This window comes from Herbiconiux liangxiaofengii (genome assembly GCF_041927335.1).
Classification (GTDB): domain Bacteria; phylum Actinomycetota; class Actinomycetes; order Actinomycetales; family Microbacteriaceae; genus Herbiconiux; species Herbiconiux liangxiaofengii.
Genome location: NZ_JBHFHD010000009.1, coordinates 78,207 through 96,515, shown reverse-complemented (window position 1 = coordinate 96,515; position 18,309 = coordinate 78,207). Strand labels below are relative to the sequence as shown.

The window sequence follows — 18,309 nt, the reverse complement described above, 5'->3', positions numbered from 1 at the left end:
ACTCTACTCCGGGGCCGCTCAGCTCAACCTCTTCAGCAGCCCCCGGATGAAGCCGTCCTTCCGGGCCGTGAACGGCGGGTACACCAGCTTCAGGGTGTCGGGCGCGAGCGGCTTGGCGAGCACCGCTTTCTCGTGACTGAACGTCTCGATGCTGCGGCGTCCGTGGTACGAGCCCATGCCGCTCTCGCCCACGCCGCCGAAGGGCAGCCCGGCCACGGTGAGGTGGGCCACGGGAACGCCGAAGCCGACGGCACCCGAGGAGGTCTCGGTGAGGATGCGCTTCGCGGCCGACTTCGAGGAGGTGAACGCGTAGAGCGCAAGCGGCTTCTCACCGGCCCGGATGAACGCGATGGCGTCGTCGAGACCGCTCACGGTGACCACGGGCAGGATGGGGCCGAAGATCTCCTGCTGCATCACCGGGGAGTCGCGTGGCACATCGGCCAGCACCGTGGGGGCGAGGTAGCGGGTGCGGTCGTCGCTCCGGCCGCCGACGACGACTCGGCCGCTGCCCAGGAGGCCCTTGAGCCGGCCGTACTGCTTGTCGTTGACGATGCGGCCGTAGCTCGAGCTCGACCGCGGGTCGCCGTCGTAGAGCTCGGCGATGGCATCGACGAGGTGCGGCGTGAGGGCGGCCGCCACCTCCGGCGTGGCCAGCAGGTAGTCGGGAGCCACGCAGGTCTGCCCGGCGTTCATGAACTTGCCCCACGCGATCCGCCGGGCTGCCGCCGCGAGGTCGACCGTGTCGTCGAGGTACACGGGAGACTTGCCGCCGAGTTCGAGGGTGACCGGGGTGAGGTGCTTCGCGGCGGCGGTCATCACGATGCGGCCGACCGTGCCGTTGCCGGTGTAGAAGATGTGGTCGAAGCGCTCCTCGAGGAGCCCCGTGGTCACGTCGACTCCGCCCTCGACCACCGCCACGGCGCGATCGTCGAGGTACTGCGGCACCAGACGGGCGACCAGGGCCGACGTGGCCGGGGCGAGCTCGCTGGGCTTCATCAGCACGGCGTTGCCGGCCGCGAGGGCGCCCACCACCGGAGCCAGCAGCAGCTGCACGGGGTAGTTCCAGGGAGCGATCACGAGCACCACCCCGAGCGGCTCGAGCATCGTCGAGGCGCTGGCCGGGGCGAGGCCCAGCGGCACGCCCACCCGCCGGGGCCGCAGCCATCGTCGCAGGTGCGCCAGCGTGTGGTCGATCTCGGCGGTCACCACGTTGAGCTCGGTGAGAACCGCCTCGGTGGGGTTCTTGCCCAGGTCGAGGAAGAGTGCGTCTTCGAGCTCGGCCGAGTTCTCCACGATCAGCCGCTTGAGCGCGCGCAGCTGGTCGGTGCGCCAGGCGAGCGAGCGCGTGATCCCCGAATCGAAGCCCGAACGCAGCACGGGAACGACGGGGGTGAGCGGTGCGATGCGATGCTCCGGGGTCATGGAGTCATCGTAGGCGCGGCTCAGCCGTGCAGGAAGGGCACGATCAGCGAGATGCCGGACAGCACCGCCGCGAGGGCGTCGGCGACGTCGGGGACCGGCACCCCGCACCCAGCACCCAGCACCCCGCACCCCGCACCCCGCACCCCGGCGGCCTACGCTGGATGCCATGGCATCGCTTCCTCCCCGCGCCCCGAAGGTCCCGTTCGAACGAGTGCACCACGGCGACGTGGTGGCCGACCCCTACGAGTGGCTGCGCGACAAGGACTCCCCCGAGGTGATCGCGTACCTCGAGGCCGAGAACGCCCACACCGAGCAGTCGCTGGCCCACCTGCAGGGCCTGCGCGAGACCCTCTTCGAGGAGATCAAGGGCCGCACCCAGGAGACCGACCTCTCGGTGCCGGTTCGCGACGGCGGCCACTGGTACTACACCCGCACGGCCGAGGGCTCACAGTACGGGGTGCACTGCCGGGCGCCCATCGCCGGGCGCGACGACTGGACGCCACCGGCCATCCAGCCGGGCATCCCCGTGGAGGGCGAGCAGGTGGTGCTCGACGACAACGTCGAGGCCGAGGGGCACGACTTCTACTCGCTGGGCTCGTTCGACGTGTCGCCCGACGGCCGGCTGCTCGCCTACGCGGTCGACACCGTGGGCGACGAGCGGTACACCTTGCGCATCCGCGACCTCGACAGCGGCGAGAACCTGCCCGACGAGGTGGTCGACACCTTCCCGGGGGCCGTCTTCTCCGGCGACGGCTCGACCGTCTACTACCCCACCGTCGACGACGCCTGGCGCCCCGACACCATCTGGCAGCATCGCGTGGGCGGCGGCACCGACGACACCGTCGTCTTCACCGAACCGGATGAGCGCTACTGGGTGGGTGTGGGCCTCACCCGCAGCCGCCGTTACGTCGAGATCGAGATCGGCTCCAAGATCACCAGCGAGGTGCTGCTGCTGGACACCCTCGAGCCCGAGGCGGGCTTCCGGGTGGTGTGGCCCCGGCGCGAGGGCGTGGAGTACTCGGTGGAGCACGCGGTGGTGGGCGGCCACGACCTGCTGCTGGTGCTGCACAACGACGGCGCACTGAATTTCGAGCTGGTGGCGGTCGACCCCGCGCATCCGCTCGACCGCGCCTCGTGGCAGACCGTGGTGGCGCACGACGAGGCCGTGCGCCTGGAGGACGTCGACGCGTTCGCCGGCCACCTCACCCTCGACTACCGGCGAGACGGCCTCACCCGCATCGGCCTGCTGCCGCTGACACCGGATACGACAGGACTGCAGGACGCACCGTTCACCGAGCTGCAGTTCGACGAGCCGTTGTTCTCGGTGGGCACGTCGGGCAACCCCGAGTGGGAGCAGCCCACCATCCGCTTCGGCTACACCTCGTTCGTGACGCCCTCCTCGGTGTTCGACCACGACATCCACACCGGCACCTCGACCCTGCTGAAGCAGCAGGTCGTACGCGGCGGCTACGACGCCTCGCTCTACGAGCAGCGTCGCGAGTGGGCGACCGCCGCCGACGGCACCCGGGTGCCCATCTCGCTCGTCGCCCGCCGCGGCGTGCTCGACGCCGACGGGCCGGCCCCGCTGGTGCTCTACGGCTACGGCTCCTACGAGGCGTCGATCGACCCCGCGTTCTCGGTGCCGCGCCTGTCGCTGCTGGATCGCGGTGCGGCCTTCGCCATCGCCCACGTGCGCGGCGGTGGCGAGCTCGGCCGGCACTGGTACGAGGACGGCAAGACGCTCACCAAGAAGAACACCTTCACCGACTTCGTCAGCGCGGCCGAGCGGGTGATCGAGCTGGGCTTCACCGAGCCGGCCCGCCTGGTGGCGCAGGGCGGCAGCGCGGGCGGGCTGCTGATGGGGGCCGTGGCGAACCTCGCACCGCACCTGTTCGCCGGCATCCTGGCGCAGGTGCCGTTCGTCGACGCCCTCACGTCGATCCTCGACCCGTCGTTGCCGCTCACGGTGATCGAGTGGGACGAGTGGGGCGACCCGCTGCACGACGCCGAGGTGTACGCCTACATGAAGTCGTACTCGCCGTACGAGAACGTGACCGCGCAGCAGTACCCGCGCATCCTGGCCGTCACCTCGCTGAACGACACCCGGGTGCTCTACGTGGAGCCCGCGAAGTGGACGGCGCGCCTGCGCGACGTCGACGCCCCCGTGCTGCTGAAGACCGAGATGTCGGCGGGCCACGGCGGTGTCTCAGGCCGCTACGAGCGCTGGCGCGAGGTCTCGTACGAGTACGCCTGGACCCTCGACGTGCTGGGCCTGGCCTAGACCCGGGCGGGTCAGCCCTCGAGGGCGCTGCGGAGCAGTGAGACCAGGGCGTCGAGCTGCACGCTGTCGGTGGAGCCGAGCGCCACGTCGGAGCCGTCGAGCGCGCGGGCCGCGAGGCCCTGCTTGGAGTCGATCAGCTCGGCGATGCGCGTGTCGATGGTCTGAGCGGCCACGATGCGCCAGGCGGTGACGGGCTCGGCCTGGCCGATCCGGTGCACGCGGTCGATGGCCTGGGTCTGCTCGGCCGCCGTCCACGACAGCTCGGCGAGCACCACGTTCGACGCGGCCTGCAGGTTGAGCCCGACGCCCGCGGCCGTGAGCGAACAGACCGCCACCGCCACCTCGGGGTCGTTGTTGAAGGCGTCGATCTCGCGCTGGCGCAGGGTGGCCGACTGGTCGCCGCGGATGGATACCGTCTTGAGCTCTCGCTTGGCGAACAGCTCCTCGGCGGCGTTCATCACGTCGATGTGCTTGGCGAAGAACACCACCTTGCCCACCGAGCGGGCGAGCTGCGCCGTGTAGTCGGCGGCGAGGCCGGCCTTCGCGGTACCGATGCGGCGCACCATGGTGAACACGTTCAGGCCGTCTTCGTTCGACGAGGTGTCCTCGAGCTCCTGGCGCGCCACGAGGCGCATCAGGTCGTCGTCGGGCAGGTCGTCGACCTCGTCGCCGCGGGCGTTCGCCCTGGCGGCCACGAGCCGGCGGTAACGGGTGACCAGGCGGGCCCCGAGCTCGCGCTCGGCCTCGCGGATCGACCGGCCGAAGTCGTCGTCGAGCTCCACGGGCAGGTCGACGATGCGCTTGGCGGGCAGGTCGGCGGCCACGTCGATCTTGCGCCGGCGCACGATGCCCATGTCGACCACGGCCTCGCGGGCCTCGGCGAAGAAGCCGGTGTCGGCCGGGGTGAGCCCGATCTCCTCGAGGCGCTCCATCAGCTCGGGGCCCGGCTTGTCGCCGTCGATCCAGCCGAGGAACTTCCAGATGGCCCGGAAGTCGTCGACGTCGTTGATCAGCGGCGTACCGGTGAGCGCCATCATCAGCGGGTTGCCGCCGGGGGCGGTGTGCCGGATGCGGTCGGCCAGCGCCAGCACGTTGCGCGAGCGCAGCGACGACATGTTCTTGATGAAATGCGCCTCGTCGACCACCATGCCGCGGAAGCCCATGCCGCCGAGCCAGGAGAGGTGGCGGTCGAGCACCTCGTAGTTCACCACCACCACATCGGCGAAGGCGTCGAGGTTCTCACCGTCGCCGTGCACCACGGTGGCGCGCCGGTGCGGCGTCCAGAGCTCGACCTCGCGGGCCCAGTTCATCTTCACCACGTTCGGCACCACGGCCAGCAGCGGGTAGGCGTCGGCGACGGATGCGGCCAGCAGCGACTGGGCCGTCTTTCCGAGGCCGGGCTCATCCGCCAGCAGGAAGGTGCGGTGACCTGCCTGCACGCTCTGCAGGAACCGGGACTGGTGCACCATCAGCTCGTGGCCGGGGGGCGAGAGCCGGTCGATGGTGGGCGCCTCGGGCAGCTCCATGCTCGCGGCGGTGCCGCCGGCGCCGTACTCGAAGGCGCGGTAGAGCGGGCCGAGCAGCTCCCAGTTGGTGAGCCGACCGACGCCGTGGGGCTTGGCGGGCGTGAGGTCGGGCGCCATGAAGGGGTTGGCGAGCTGACGCGACTTCACCGAGGTCGGCACCACCTGCCGCTCGGCGAGCTCGGGCGGAACCACGGTCGCGGTCTGCGCGGGAGCCTCCGGCTCGTCGTCCGGCACGTCGTAGCCGGCGTCTTCGAGGTACTCCCGGCGGAGCTTGCGGGCCGCCGGAGACAGCGCGGCGTCGTTCTCCAGCAGCGCGATGAGGGAGGTGTCGCGGGCCGCGGTGCGGGCGAGGATGGACGCGATGCCGTCGAGGCGCTTAAGCTGCTCGGCGCGATCGGCGTCGCTCAGGGAGGCGTCGGTCTTGATGCCCGCGCGCTCCTCACGCATGAGCAGCGCCACCACGAGGAACTTCGTGCGGTTGGCGGGGGCGACCTTGCCGCGCTGGGCGGCGGCTTCGACCTCACGCACCTTGCGGGCGAGGATCGGGATCAGACCGGTGTTGTCTGCGGTGCGCGTACGGCGATTGCCGGACCTTGACAAGTGTTCTCCTACGGAGTGAGGCGGGATGCACGGGGCCTGGGCGGTCGAGCAAGGCGAGGTGAGTCGCGGTCGGCGCGAAGAGCGGGAATCCCCGTGGCGCAGCTAGTCTACGCGATGCACCTTGATCAGGAGGCCACTCGCCACGAACACCACGGCCCCCGCCACGTGGGCGATCTGCCACCCCACCAGCGGCAGGTCGATCGGCAGCACCGGGTTCCAGAGCACGGCGATCGCGGCCAGCGGCGGCACCCACCACCACTGCTTGCCCTGCACCGCGAACACGGTCATGATCAGCGCCAGAATGGCCACCACGAACCGGGCCACCGTGAACCAGCCGTCGTCCTCGACCACGGCCAGGAAGGCCACGAGAGCGATCGCTCCGAGGATGCCGGGGGCGAGTGCGGGCCGGGTGAACGAGGGGGTGCTCTGTCGCGCGCTCATGTCTCGCCAATCCTACGCGGCGCTCGGTAGTGTGAAGCCATGTCATTCTCGCCGGGTGCTCCCACCCCTCCTTTCGCCGGCCCGGAAGGGCTGTGGACCGCTGATCCCGAGGAGCTCGCCGCACGGTTGTTCGTCACCGTGTTCGCGGGCCAGGGCGCTGTTCCGCTGCCGCAGAAAGACGTGTCGGAGGTGTACGCCACCCTCGCCTCGCTCGGCGGCTACTCCCTGCCCGACGTGCGCTCCGGCAACACCCAGCCCCTCGGCCTCACCGTGCAGCTCGCGCAGGAGGCGATCCTCATCTGGGAGCGCGCCACCGTCGCCACCCGCCTGAGCGCGGGTGCCGGCCCGGTGTCGCACACCGTCACCATGCTGCGGTTCGGCCCCGGCATCCTGAACGCCGCCGACCCGGTGGCCGCACTGAAAGCGCGACTGCACTGATGGCGCGACAGAGCACGGGGGCCGTCCGGGTCTCCGATGAGGTGTCCGACGCCCTCGACGCGGGCCGGCCGGTGGTGGCGCTGGAGTCGACGATCATCTCGCACGGCCTCCCCCGCCCGCGCAATCTCGAGGCGGCCCAGGAGTTCGAGGCCATCCTGCGCGACGCCGGGGTGACCCCGGCCACCATCGCGGTGCTCGACGGCGTCCCCCGTATCGGGCTCGACACCGAGGGGGTGCGCCGCATCGCCGAGGAGGAGATGACCAAGGCGAGCGTGCGCGACCTCCCGATCCTCTCGGCCAAGCGCGCCAGCGGTGCCACCACCGTCGCGGCCACCGCCTACCTCGCCGGGCGCGCCGGTGTGCGGGTGTTCGCCACTGGAGGCCTCGGCGGCGTGCACCGCGGCGCCTCCTCGACCTTCGACGAGTCGGCCGACCTCTCCTCGCTCGCCCTCTCGGGGGTCACCGTGGTGTCGGCGGGCGTGAAGTCGGTGCTCGACATCCCGGCCACGCTCGAGCGCCTCGAGACCTTGAGCGTGCCGGTGGTGGGCTACCGCACCACCGACTTCCCGAGCTTCTGGTTGCGCGGATCGGGTTACACCATCGACTGGCAGGTCGACGACGCCGCCGAGATCGCGCGCGTGATGCGGGGCCAGGACGAGCTCGGTCACGGCCAGGGCATCGTGGTGGCGAACCCGCTGCCCACCGATCAGCAGTGGGATCCCGAGGAGCACGACCGCGTGCTCGCCACCGCGTTCGCCGCCGCCGAGACGGCCGGGGTGTCGGGCAAGGCGGTCACGCCGTTCCTGCTCGGGTACATCGTCGAGGCGTCGGAGGGCCGCAGCCTCGAAGTGAACCTCGACATCGCGCGCAACAACGTGCGGCTGGCGGGCGAGATCGCGACGGCGTGGAGCGCCCTGTCGGCCGAGCAGGCCGACTCCGACGCCACCGCCGGTCACTGACGCGGATGATCGTTCCGACGGTGCTCGCCTTCGGTGACGTGATCGACGACATCATCGTCACCCCGAGCGGCGAGGTGCGGCCCGACACCGACACCACGGCCACCATCGAGCGCCGCGCCGGCGGATCGGCCGCGAACGCCGCCGCCTGGTTCGGCCGCCTCGGGGCGCGCACCGATTTCTTCGGCCGCGTGGGCACCGTCGACGTCGTCCGGCACACGGAGGAGCTCGAGCAGGCCGGCGTGCGGGCGCACCTCGCCGGTGACGACGAGCGGCCCACCGGCACGATCGTGGTGGTGCTGCAGGCCGACCGCACGCGCACGATGCTCACCGAGCGCGGCGCGAACGCGCTGACCGGCCCGGCCGACGTCGATCGCGCCCTGCTGGTACCGGGCGCCCATCTGCACCTCACCGGGTACTCGCTGTTCAACGACGTGCCCGGCTCCGAGCGGCTGAGCGCGGTGCGGGCCTGCGCCGAACTCATCGCCGAGGCGAGGGATGCGGGGCTGTCGGTCTCGGTGAACCCCGGGTCGGCCGGCTTCATCGCCGATCACGGCGCCCAGACCGTGCTCGACGCCGCCCACGGCGCGACCGTGCTGCTGCCGAACCTCGACGAGGGCCGCGCCCTGACCGGGCTGATCGACCCGGACGAGGTGGCGGTCGCGCTGCTCGAGCACGCCGAGGTGGTGGCCCTCACGATGGGCCGCGCCGGGGTTCTCGCCGCCGCCCGGGGCGCCGACGCACCCGTGCTCGTGCGCGTGCCGGCCCTGCTCGTCGACCCCGTCGACACCACGGGTGCCGGCGACGCCTTCAGCGCCGGGTTCGTGAACTCGATGCTGACAACGGGCACCTCGGGGGCGTCGGGCACACCGGCGCGCCCCTTCGCGTCGGGCACCGTCGACGCGGCCCGGCTGGACGCCGCCGGCCGCGCGGGAGTGCGGTGCGCCGCCGTCGCCATCCAGCAGCTCGGTGCCCGCCCGCCGCACGATCTGGCCGGGCGTCTTGCCGATCCGGCCGATCCAGCCGATCCAGGCGATCCGGCCGATCCGGCTGATCCGGCCGGCCGGCCCTAGGAGCCCTGTGCCCACCGACGACGTCGCCCTCGAGCACCTCCGCGAGCTCATCCGCATCCCCACCATGTCGGTGGAGCCGGAGCTCCGCGACGAGGCCGCCTTCGACGCGTTCCGCGAGGCCCTCGCCCGGCTCTACCCGTTGGTGCACTCAGAGCTCGAGCTCGAGCTGGTGCTCGGCCGCACCTTCCTCTTCCGGTGGCCGGGCAGCGAGCCGGGGCGCGCATCCGTTCTGCTGGCGCACTACGACGTGGTCGTGGCCTCCGACGAGGGCTGGACGCACCCGCCGTTCGCCGCCGAGATCACCGGGCAGGGCACCGACCGCGTGATCTGGGGCCGCGGCACGCTCGACGACAAGGGATCGGTGGTGGCCCTGCTCGAGGCGGCCGAGCGCGCCCTGGCCGAGGGCATCGCCCCCCGGCACGACGTGTACCTGCTCTTCGGGCACGACGAGGAGACGGCGGGCACCGGTGCCGCCGAGGCCGCCCGGCTGCTGCACGGGCGCGGGGTCGAGATCGGGCTGGTGCTCGACGAGGGCGGAGCCGTGGTGAGCGGCATGTTCCCCACGGTGCAGGCGCCGATCGCCGTCGTGGGGGTCACCGAGAAGGGCACCACCAACTTCACGCTCACGGTGGAGCAGGCGGGCGGGCACGCCTCCACTCCCCCGCCCGACACGGCCACGAACCGCCTCGCCCGGGCCATCGCGCGCCTGGGCCGGCATCCGTTCCCCGCGTCGCTGAACCCGGTGACGGCGCGCATGATCGAGACCATCGGTGAGCACGCCGAGAACCCGCTGCGCTTCGTGTTCGGGCACCTGCGGCTGTTCCGGCCGCTGATCGTGCCCGTGTTCGCGCGCCTCGGCGTCGAGACGGCCGCGATGGTGCGCACCACGATGGCGGTCACCCAGCTGTCGGGCTCGCTCGCGCCGAATGCGCTGGCCGAACGGGCGCAGGCCGTGGTTAACGTGCGCATCGCCGTGGGGTCCTCGGTGGCGGCGGCGCAACGGCACCTCGAGCGGGCCATCGCCGACCCGCTGGTGCGGGTGGAGACCGAGATGGCGAACGAGCCGGCACCGGTGTCGCGCATGGAAGGGCCCGACTGGGACCTCGTGGCCGAGAGCATCCGGGCGGCCTACCCCGGAGTCGTCGTGACGCCCTATGTGCAGACCGGCGCCACCGACGCCCGCTCGTTCTCGCCCTACAGCCGGTCGGTCTACCGGTTCAGCCCGTTCGAGATGTCGGCCGCCGAGCTGGCCACGCTGCACGCCAAAGACGAGCGGATGCACGTGCACACGTGGTTCACGGGCATCCGCTTCTTCGAGCGCCTGTTCTCGCGGCTCTGAGGCGCCCTAGGCGTTGTTGTTGAGTTCCGGCAGGCGGATGGGACGGCTCGCCGGGGGCAGGCCGTGCACCCGCTCGAGCGCCGGTTCGAGCTCGGAGAGCCACGCCTTGTAGCCCTCCTCGTTGAGGTGCAGCCGGTCTTCGGTGTAGGCCGGGTTCAACTCGCCACCGTCGACGGCCATCACGGGCCAGAGGTCGAGGTAGTGCGCCCGCACGGTGGCGGCGAACTGCCAGACGTGACGGTTGATCTCCTTCACGAACTCGGCGTACTCGGCCCCGCGGGGCAGCACCGACTGCACGAGGATGATGGCGTCGGGCAGCGCGGCCCGCAGGTTCACCAGGATGGTCTCGATGCCGCGGACGACCTGCTCGATTCCGCGCCGGTTGGCGATGTCGTTGGTGCCGATGAGCAGCACGATGGTGTCGGGGTCTTCGACGGCCACCTCGTCGAGGCGCTCCGTGAGCCCCTCGATGGTGTCTCCGCCCACGCCGAGGTTCACCGCCTCGAACTCCGGGAACCACTCCTGCCAGCGGCCCCCTTCGATGAGACTGTCTCCCACGAACACGGTCTTGGGTTGTCCGGTCATCCGCACCTCCAGGTGAAGTAGGTCTTCATTTTAGCCGCGGGCCGCAAGCAGGGCCGTCTGGGTGATCCGATTGGCCATCCCGTTGAAGATCACCCCGTGGAACGGGAGGATGGCGAACCAGTACAACCGGCCGCCGAGCCCGCGCGGGAAGAACACGGCGCGCTGGTCGTAGATCGACCCGCCGTCGTCGGTGGGGGTCGCCCGCATCTCGAGCCAGGCGCCGCCGGGCACCTTCATCTCGGCGCGCAGCCGCAGGAACGTTCCGCGATCGATCTGCTCCACCCGCCAGAAGTCGAGCGCGTCTCCGGTGTGCAGGCTGGTCTGGCTGCGCCGGCCCCGCCGGAGGCCCACGCCGCCCACGACCTTGTCCATCCAGCCGCGCACCGCCCAGGCCAGCGGGAAGGAGTACCAGCCGTTCTCGCCGCCGATCCCCTCGATCACCCGCCAGAGCTCGTCGGCCGGAGCCGGCGTGCGGCGCTGCTTCACGTCGAGGTACACGGTGTGCCCGGCCCACTCGGGGTCGCTCGGCAGCGGGTCGCTCACCGCACCCGGCACGAACGCGTCCTGCCAGCTGGTCTCCACCTCGCCCGACTTCATCTTGCCCAGCGCGAGCCGCACGGCCCGGCGGTACGGCGTGAGGCCGCCCTCGGGGTCGGGGATGTAGCTCCGGATGTCGTGCTCGTGGGTGACGCAGTCGAACTGCAGCGACGCGATGATCGGGATGGCCAGGGAACGCGGGATGGGCGTGACGAGGTTCACCCACTGCGACGCGAGCCACGGTGTGAGCACGGGCAGCGCCGCGATGGGCCGCTGCGCGAGCCCGGCCTCGAGAGCGTAGCCGTTCATCATCTGGCCGTAGCGCAGCACGTCGGGCCCGCCGATGTCGAAGGTGCGGTTCACCTCGGGCGGCAGATCGGCGGCCTTGAGCAGGTAGTAGAGCACGTCGCGCACGGCGATCGGCTGGATGAAGTTGCGCACCCACTTCGGCGCCGGCATGTACGGCAGCACGTCGGTGAGGTGCCGGATCATCTCGAACGACGTCGACCCCGAACCGATCACCACTCCGGCCTGCAGTGCAGCGGTCGGTACACCGGAGCGGAGCAGGATGCGCCCGACGGCCACGCGCGAGCTCAGGTGCGGCGAGAGCTCCCCCTGCTCCGGATGCAGCCCGCCCAGGTACACCACGCGGGAGACGCCGGCGGCCGCCACCGCCTGGGCCACGTTCTCGGCCGACTGCTTCTCGACCTCTTCGAAGTGCGCACTGCCGCCCATCGAGTGCACGAGGTAGTAGAACACGTCGACGCCCTCGACGGCCGCCCGGATCGACTCCGCGTCGCCGAGGTCGCCCTCGACCACCTGCACCGACTCGGCCCAGGGAACGTCGCGCAGCTTGTCAGGCGAGCGCACCAGCACGCGCACGTCGAAGCCCGCATCCAGCAGACGCGGAACCAGGCGTCCGCCGATGTATCCGGTGGCGCCCGTGACGAGGGCGAGTCGAGGTGAGTTCACTCTTCCAAGCTAATCCGCTTCCGTCGAGTTGCGCCAAAATGCCCCCTCCCGCACAGGGAAGGGGCATTTCGGCGCAACTGGGCGAGGGTCAGAGCAGGGCTTTGGTGTGCCAGACCGTCTTGGTCTCGGTGAAGGCCGAGATGCGCGCGAGGCTCGGGGAGGCCGCGTCGGCACCCTCTTCGGGCGGGAGCACGCGCTTGAGCGTCTCGGCCGCCGCGATCTCGAGGTCGATCCATTCCAGCCCCGACGCGCCCACCAGGTCGAGCGCGTTCACGTCGGCGTGGCTCGCGAGCCAGGGGGCGAGCTCGGCCGGGGAGCCGGTGAGCACGTTCACCACGCCCTTCGGCAGATCGCTCGTGGCGAGCACCTCGCCGAGGGTGATGGCCGACAACGGATGCGCTTCGCTCGCCACCACGACCACCGTGTTGCCCGTCACCAGGGCCGGCGCGATGGCGCTCACGAGACCGACCAGCGCCGAGTCCTGCGGGGCGATCACGGCCACGACGCCCGTGGGCTCCGGCACCGAGATGTTGAAGTACGGGCCGGCGACCGGATTGGCGTTGCCGGCGACCTGGGCGAACTTGTCGGTCCATCCCGCGTACCAGACCCAGCGGTCGATGGCCGCGTCGACCTGATCGCGGGCGGCCGACGCCGACACGCCCTGCTGCCGCACGATCTCGTCCTCGAACTGCGCACGGCGGCCCTCGAGCACCTCGGCCACGCGGTACAGCACCTGCCCGCGGTTGTAGGCCGTGGCACCCGACCAGCCACTCACCGCGGCACGGGCGGCCACGACCGCGTCGCGGGCATCCTTTCGCGACGCCTGGGCGGCATTGGCCAGGAAGGCGCCCTTCGCGTCGGTGACCTCGTAGACGCGGCCCGACTCGCTGCGCGGGAAGGCCCCGTTGACGTAGAGCTTGTAGGTCTTGGGAACGGAGACGTGCGCGCTCATGCGACGGAACCTTTCAGGTAGGCGGCCAGACCGTGCCGGCCGCCCTCGCGACCGTAGCCCGACTCCTTGTAGCCGCCGAAGGGGCTGGCGGGGTCGAAACGGTTGAAGGTGTTGGCCCAGATGACGCCGGCGCGCAGCTTGTCGGCCACGGCCAGGATGCGACTGCCCTTCTCGCTCCAGATGCCGGCCGACAGGCCGTAGGGCGTGTTGTTGGCCTTGGCGATGGCCTCGGCGGGAGTGCGGAAGGTGAGCACCGAGAGCACCGGGCCGAAGATCTCCTCGCGCGCGATGCGGTGCGAGGTCGACACGTTCGTGAAGATCGTGGGGGCGAACCAGAACCCGTTCTCGGGCAGCACGCAGTCGGGGCTCCAGCGCTCGGCGCCCTCGGCCTCGCCGATCTCCGACAGCTCGCGGATGCGGGCGAGCTGCTCGGCGCTGTTGATGGCGCCGACATCCGTGTTCTTGTCCAGCGGGTCGCCCACGCGCAGGGTCGACAGCCGCGACTTCAGGCGATCGACGACCTCGTCGTGGATGTTCTCCTGCACGAGCAGTCGCGAGCCGGCGCAGCACACGTGGCCCTGGTTGAAGAAGATGCCGTTGACGATGCCCTCGATGGCCTGGTCGATGGGGGCGTCGTCGAACACGATGTTCGCGGCCTTGCCACCGAGCTCGAGGGTGAGCTTCTTGCCGGTGCCCGCGGTGGAGCGGGCGATCTCGCGGCCCACGGCGGTGGAGCCGGTGAAGGCCACCTTGTTCACCTCGGGGTGGTTCACCAGCGCGCGGCCGGTCTCCCCCGCGCCCGTGACGATGTTCACCACACCGGCGGGCAGGTCGGCCTGCTGCAGGATCTCGGCGAACAGCAGCGCGGTGAGCGGCGTGGTCTCGGCCGGCTTCAGCACCACGGTGTTGCCGGCGGCGAGAGCCGGCGCGATCTTCCAGGCGAGCATCAGCAACGGGAAGTTCCACGGGATGACCTGTGCGGCCACGCCGAGCGAGCGCGGGTTGGCGCCGAGGCCGGCGTAGTCGAGCTTGTCGGCCCAGCCGGCGTAGTAGAAGAACCACGCGGCCACGAGCGGCACGTCGACGTCGCGGCTCTCCTTGATGGGCTTGCCGTTGTCCAGCGACTCGGCCACGGCGAGCTCTCGGGCCCGCTCCTGCACGAGCCGGGCGATGCGGAAGAGGTACTTGCCGCGGTCGCGGCCCGACATCCGCGACCACGTCTTGTCGTAGGCCTTGCGAGCCGCAGCGACGGCGCGGTCGACGTCGGCCTCGGTGCCGTTCGCGATGCGGGCGATCGGCTTCTCGGTGGCCGGTGAGATGGTGAGGAACGACTCGCCGGCGGCGGGCGTGAACTCGCCGTCGATGAACAGGCCGTACTCGGACTTGAGGTCGAGGAGGGCGGTCGACTCGGGAGCCGGCGCGTATTCGAGGAATGACATGTGTGGTCCTAGTCGATCGTGACGTAGTCGGCGCCGGAGTAGTGCCCCGAGGCGAGCTTCTGCCGCTGCAGCAGCACGTCGTTGAGGAGGCTCGAGGCCCCGAAGCGGAACAGGTGCGGCTGGAGCCACTCCTCGCCCACCGTCTCGGCGACGGTGACGAGGTACTTGATGGCGTCTTTCGACGAACGGATGCCGCCGGCCGGCTTCACGCCGATCTTCTCGCCGGTGAGGCCGTGCCAGTCGCGCACCGCCTCGAGCATCAGCAGCGTCACGGGGAGGGTGGCCGCCGGGGCCACCTTTCCGGTGGAGGTCTTGATGAAGTCGCCGCCGGCGAGGATCGCGAGCCAGGACGCCCGGCGCACGTTGTCGTAGGTGTTCAGCTCACCGGTCTCGAGGATCACCTTGAGGTGGGCGAACGACCCGTCGTCGCGGCGGCAGGCCTCCTTCACGGCCACGATCTGGTCGAAGACCTCGCCGTAGCGGCCGGAGAGGAAGGCACCGCGGTCGATCACCATGTCGATCTCGTCGGCTCCCGCGCTCACGGCGTCGGCGGTGTCGGCCAGCTTCACGGCCAGCGAGGCGCGGCCCGAGGGGAACGCGGTGGCGACGGCGGCCACGTTGATCAGCCCGTCACCCGGTTCGGTGACCCGGCCGGCCGCGTGCGCGGCGCCGAGGGCCTCGACCGCGAACGGAACCATGTCGCCGTAGACGCACACGGCCGCCACCCGGGGGGTCGAGGGGTCGCCCGCATCCGGAACCAGCGCCTTCGCCACGAGGGAGCGCACCTTGCCGGGCGTGTCGGCGCCCTCGAGCGTGGTCAGGTCGATGAGCTCGATGATGCGGTCGAGGGCCCAGGCCTTCGACGTGGTCTTGATCGAGCGGGTGCCGAGGGAGGCCGCCCGCTGCTCCAGGCCCACGGCGTCGACGCCGGGCAGGCCTTCGAGGTACCGCTTGAGGGTCGTCTCGGTGACGTCGTCGCCGAGCACCTCCACAGCGCGTTGCGCGGGGCTGACCGCTTTTTCTATCGTCACGACGTTCCGTCACTTCCTGGTCGTTCGTGCATGCCGGCACCTGAGGGTGTCGGCGCATCCGTCAATTCTGCCACTCGTCCTCGAGCATGCGCGGCCGGGCCACCACGATACCGCTCACCGTGAGCGCCAGGGCGGTGCCGATGAGCACCACAAGCGGCACCGTCCACCCGCCCGTGGCATCGTGCAGCACACCGACCACGAGCGGCCCGAGCGCACCGATGCCGTAGCCGAACGACTGCACGAACGAGCTCAGCGCCACCGACCCGGCGTGGGTGCGGGTTCGGAGATTGATCAGCGCCAGCGACAGGGGGAACAGCAGCGGCCCGAGGCCCACGAACGCCACCCAGAGCCACACCGGACCGCTCGGCAGCAGCAGGAGCCCGCCGTAGCCGAGCAGGTAGAAGACCACTCCCGCGCCGATCAGCGGGCCCACGTTGCGCAGCCTCGCGGCGAGCACCGGCACGATGAGTGCGGCGGGCAGACCCATCACCGAGAACAGCGACAGCAGCGCGCCCGACTGCGCGTCGGTGACGCCCGCCAGGTCGACCAGCAGGCTCGGCAGCCAGGCGAACATCGCGTAGGCGTTCACCGAGGTGAGGGCGAACACGAGCATCAGCGACCAGGCGATGGGCGAGCGGAACAGGCGGCGCACGGTGGCCGGCCGTGCGTCGCCGGGAGAGCCCTCGGCGCCCGGCGAGCCCTCGGTGCCGGGAGTGCCGGGCGCGGGTCGGTCGCCCGGCGCGCCGTGCGGGGCACCCGCCCGTCGCGTCGCCACGAGCAGCGCCGACAGCGGCAGCAGCGCGAGAACCGCGAACACCGCCCACAGCCCCACCGACACCCGCCAGCCCGACGCCTCGGCGAGCTGCACCGCCACGAGCGGCGGGAGCGTGGCTCCGATGGCCATCACCGTGGCGTAGAGGCCGGTGAGCAGCCCGATGCGGTCGGGGAAGTACTTCTTCACCAGCGGCGGCAGCAGCACGTTGGCCACGCCCATGCCGGCGAACGTGAGCGCGCTCGTGAGTACGAGCATCGGGTACGACGACGAGGCCGCGCGCAGCAGGTGGCCGAGCAGGATGGCGACGAGCGAGAACACCATCACCCGTTCCACGCCGAAGCGCCGGTGCAGGGCCGGCGCGAACAGGCCGACCACGGCGAAGCTCACCGGCGGCAGGGTGCCGAGAAGGCCGATGCCCACGGCGCCGAGAGCGATGTCGTCGCCGATCCGGTCGAAGATGGGCGACAGCGCGGCCACCGCGGTGCGGAGGTTCAGGGCCACGAGCACAACGGCCAGGAGCGCGAGCCCGCGGCCGTGCCAGAGCGGCCGCGGCCGGCCGGCGGCAGACGGAGCCGATGTCACGGCGTCAGGACGCGTCGCTCAGGATGCGGCGGGCGGTGGCCACGTCGTCGTCCATCTGCGCGATCAACGGGTCGATACCGGTGAACTTCACCTGACCCCGGATGCGCGCCACGAACGACACGTCCACCACGTGATCGTAGAGGTCGAGCTCCTCGTCGATCACGTAGGCCTCGACCTGCTTCTGCGGCACGCCGGCGAAGGTGGGGTTGTTGCCCACCGAGATGGCGGCGGGATAGCGGCGGCCCGCATCCGTCAGCCAGCCCGCGTACACGCCGTCGGCCGGGATGAGTCCCTCCGAGCGGGGCGAGAGGTTGGCCGTGGGGTAGCCGAGCTCGCGGCCGCGCTTGGCGCCGTGCACCACCATGCCTCGCACGCTCGGGGCGCGGCCGAGCAGTTCGGCCGCCCGATCGACGTCGCCGGCGGCCAGCAGCTCGCGGATCCACGTCGAGGAGACCTTGCGCTCCTCGGCCGGGCGCACGTCGGGGATGAGGTCGACGTCGAAGCCGAACTCCGCGCCGAGCTCGCGCAGGGTGTCGATGTCGCCGCTGCCCTTCGCCCCGAACCGGAAGTCCTCCCCCACCATCACCACGGCGGTGCTGCAGATGCCCGCGAGCACGGTCTCCACGAACTCCCGCGGGGTCATCGAGGCCAGCGCGGCGTCGAACGGCAGGAAGATGGTGACGTCGACGCCGGTCTCGGCGAGCAGTTCGAGCCGCTGGTCGTTGCCGAGCAGGGCGTCGGGCCGCAGCGCCGGGTCGAGCTGGGCGAGCGGATGGCGGTCGAAGGTGATCACCACGCTGGTGAGGGCGCGCCGCTCGGCCACCTCGATCAGCTCCTGGATCACCGCGCGGTGGCCGGCGTGCACCCCGTCGAACTTGCCGATCGTGACGGCGGCCGGCCCGAACGGGCGGGGCACCTCGTCGAGCGAGTAGTACGCCTTCATCGGGTGCGTCGCAGCCAGAGCATGCCGAGCACGGGCAGCACCAGCGGTATGAAGAGGTAGCCCATGCCGAACCACGACCACACCGAGGCCTTCGCGAAGAGCTCGGGCAGGAACAGGCTCAGGGTGCCGACGGTGACGACGCCCACCAGCTCGAAGGTGATGGTGATCCACGCCACCCGGTACCAGACCCGGCCGGGGGCGATGAGAGCCACGGTGGCGACGATGTAGACCACCGCGGCGATGGCCGACAGCGTGTAGGCGAACGGCGCCTGGTCGAACTTGCCCACGACCTCCACGAACGAGCGTCCGGTGGCCGCGAGGGCCAGGATGCCGTACACGACGATGAGAACCCGGCCGATCCCCCGGGCCCGGGTTCGCGGAGCGGGGGTTTCGAGAGTGTCGTGAGCCATGGCTCTA

General features: G+C 71.2%; 16 protein-coding genes. 5 read left to right on the top strand and 11 right to left on the bottom strand.

The window, feature by feature from the left end:
• Positions 1 to 18: 18 nt before the first annotated feature.
• Positions 19 to 1,422: an aldehyde dehydrogenase family protein gene (locus ACEXOR_RS09290; protein ID WP_374849313.1), complete on the bottom strand. Its 1,404-nt coding sequence runs from the start codon at positions 1,420 to 1,422 to the stop codon at positions 19 to 21.
• Between the two features lie 166 nt (positions 1,423 to 1,588).
• On the opposite strand from ACEXOR_RS09290, the gene ACEXOR_RS09285 reads away from it, so the two are divergent.
• On the top strand, positions 1,589 to 3,703 hold the full coding sequence (locus tag ACEXOR_RS09285; RefSeq protein WP_374849312.1) for a S9 family peptidase: 2,115 nt from the start codon (positions 1,589 to 1,591) through the stop codon (positions 3,701 to 3,703).
• 11 nt (positions 3,704 to 3,714) lie between these two features.
• On the opposite strand, the gene ACEXOR_RS09280 is transcribed toward ACEXOR_RS09285, so the two are convergent.
• Together ACEXOR_RS09280 and ACEXOR_RS09275 are read right to left on the bottom strand one after the other, a co-directional pair.
• Positions 3,715 to 5,829, bottom strand: coding sequence for a DEAD/DEAH box helicase (locus tag ACEXOR_RS09280; protein ID WP_374849311.1), 2,115 nt, complete (start codon positions 5,827 to 5,829; stop codon positions 3,715 to 3,717).
• 102 nt (positions 5,830 to 5,931) lie between these two features.
• A complete protein-coding gene (locus ACEXOR_RS09275; protein ID WP_374849310.1) occupies positions 5,932 to 6,270 on the bottom strand; it encodes a DUF6804 family protein in 339 nt (112 codons plus the stop codon).
• Between the two features lie 39 nt (positions 6,271 to 6,309).
• On the opposite strand from ACEXOR_RS09275, the gene ACEXOR_RS09270 reads away from it, so the two are divergent.
• Genes ACEXOR_RS09270 through ACEXOR_RS09255 form a run of 4 tightly spaced genes read left to right on the top strand, consistent with a single transcriptional unit; the run spans position 6,310 to position 10,076 of the window.
• Positions 6,310 to 6,708 carry a hypothetical protein gene (locus ACEXOR_RS09270; protein WP_374849308.1) on the top strand — a complete coding sequence of 133 codons (399 nt, stop codon included), beginning with the start codon at positions 6,310 to 6,312 and terminating at the stop codon, positions 6,706 to 6,708.
• On the top strand, positions 6,708 to 7,667 hold the full coding sequence (locus tag ACEXOR_RS09265) for a pseudouridine-5'-phosphate glycosidase (protein WP_374849307.1): 960 nt from the start codon (positions 6,708 to 6,710) through the stop codon (positions 7,665 to 7,667). The genes ACEXOR_RS09270 and ACEXOR_RS09265 overlap by 1 nt, the downstream gene beginning before the upstream one ends.
• A gap of 5 nt (positions 7,668 to 7,672) precedes the next feature.
• Entirely contained in the window at positions 7,673 to 8,737 is a 1,065-nt protein-coding gene (locus ACEXOR_RS09260; RefSeq protein WP_374849306.1) for a carbohydrate kinase family protein, read from the top strand.
• A 7-nt stretch (positions 8,738 to 8,744) separates the two neighbouring features.
• On the top strand, positions 8,745 to 10,076 hold the full coding sequence (locus ACEXOR_RS09255; RefSeq protein ID WP_374849305.1) for a M20/M25/M40 family metallo-hydrolase: 1,332 nt from the start codon (positions 8,745 to 8,747) through the stop codon (positions 10,074 to 10,076).
• Positions 10,077 to 10,082: 6 nt separating this feature from the next.
• Here the strand turns inward: ACEXOR_RS09255 and ACEXOR_RS09250 are convergent, their stop codons facing one another.
• The 8 genes from ACEXOR_RS09250 to ACEXOR_RS09215 form a co-directional block, all read right to left on the bottom strand.
• Positions 10,083 to 10,661, bottom strand: a complete 579-nt coding sequence (locus ACEXOR_RS09250; protein ID WP_374849304.1) for a GDSL-type esterase/lipase family protein — start codon at positions 10,659 to 10,661, stop codon at positions 10,083 to 10,085.
• Between the two features lie 30 nt (positions 10,662 to 10,691).
• Complete coding sequence (locus ACEXOR_RS09245; protein WP_374849303.1) at positions 10,692 to 12,170, bottom strand: SDR family oxidoreductase; 1,479 nt, start codon at positions 12,168 to 12,170, stop codon at positions 10,692 to 10,694.
• Positions 12,171 to 12,258: 88 nt separating this feature from the next.
• A complete protein-coding gene (locus ACEXOR_RS09240; protein ID WP_374849302.1) occupies positions 12,259 to 13,122 on the bottom strand; it encodes an aldehyde dehydrogenase family protein in 864 nt (287 codons plus the stop codon).
• Positions 13,119 to 14,561: an aldehyde dehydrogenase family protein gene (locus ACEXOR_RS09235; RefSeq protein WP_374849301.1), complete on the bottom strand. Its 1,443-nt coding sequence runs from the start codon at positions 14,559 to 14,561 to the stop codon at positions 13,119 to 13,121. The genes ACEXOR_RS09240 and ACEXOR_RS09235 overlap by 4 nt, the downstream gene beginning before the upstream one ends.
• Positions 14,562 to 14,569: 8 nt before the next feature.
• Positions 14,570 to 15,592 carry a deoxyribose-phosphate aldolase gene (gene deoC, locus ACEXOR_RS09230; RefSeq protein ID WP_374849300.1) on the bottom strand — a complete coding sequence of 341 codons (1,023 nt, stop codon included), beginning with the start codon at positions 15,590 to 15,592 and terminating at the stop codon, positions 14,570 to 14,572.
• A gap of 61 nt (positions 15,593 to 15,653) precedes the next feature.
• Positions 15,654 to 16,949 (bottom strand): MFS transporter, encoded by a 1,296-nt coding sequence (locus ACEXOR_RS09225; RefSeq protein ID WP_374849298.1) that lies wholly within the window; start codon positions 16,947 to 16,949, stop codon positions 15,654 to 15,656.
• A 4-nt stretch (positions 16,950 to 16,953) separates the two neighbouring features.
• Positions 16,954 to 17,892, bottom strand: a complete 939-nt coding sequence (locus ACEXOR_RS09220; protein ID WP_374849297.1) for a bifunctional riboflavin kinase/FAD synthetase — start codon at positions 17,890 to 17,892, stop codon at positions 16,954 to 16,956.
• The gene (locus ACEXOR_RS09215) at positions 17,889 to 18,302 is read right to left on the bottom strand and encodes a hypothetical protein (protein WP_374849296.1); all 414 of its coding nucleotides are present in this window, start codon (positions 18,300 to 18,302) and stop codon (positions 17,889 to 17,891) included. Before ACEXOR_RS09215 ends, ACEXOR_RS09220 begins: the two co-directional genes overlap by 4 nt.
• Between the last annotated feature and the right edge of the window lie 7 nt (positions 18,303 to 18,309).